Origin of the sequence: Bradyrhizobium sp. NBAIM08, assembly GCF_020193935.1 — a bacterium.
Taxonomy (GTDB): Bacteria; Pseudomonadota; Alphaproteobacteria; order Rhizobiales; family Xanthobacteraceae; genus Bradyrhizobium; species Bradyrhizobium yuanmingense.
Map to the genome: position 1 here is coordinate 1 of NZ_JADYVR010000336.1, position 449 is coordinate 449.

Below are 449 nucleotides of genomic sequence, written 5' to 3' on the forward strand. Positions count from 1 at the left end.
ACAATTGCGAGAATGGGAAGTATGCTTACAACGGAACAACTTATAGCGACTGGAAAGACGGTGGATGGCCATCCCTTAGTACCTCTGAAACTATTGAACCCTCCAGTAACATCTGCAGCATCAAGATTGCTCAGCTAGTAGGAGAAGAAAAGCTTGCTTCCATGTTTGATAAGTTTGGCTTTGGCGAAGGTGGCACGGCAAGATCTTTTCCAGAAGCTCTTCCAGGTGAGCGTCCTGAAGATGGTAACCAGTTACTCCCTCAAGCAGCTGTTGGACTTGGATTCAGAAGTTCTGCACTTGAAATTCTTCAAGCATATGGAGCGATCGCCAATGGTGGGAAACTCATGGAACCAGTTTCACCTACTGAGAAGCCTAAGGTTTTAAGACAAGTACTTTCTCAGAAGTCTATTACACAGCTGCACAAGCTTCTTCAGAATGCAGTTCTTAAT

At 44.8% G+C, this 449-nt stretch carries 1 protein-coding gene; it reads left to right on the forward strand.

What is annotated here, in order from left to right; genetic code table 11:
• On the forward strand, window positions 1–449 hold a 449-nt coding region (locus I6F37_RS39780; protein WP_225154346.1), incomplete at both ends, for a penicillin-binding transpeptidase domain-containing protein.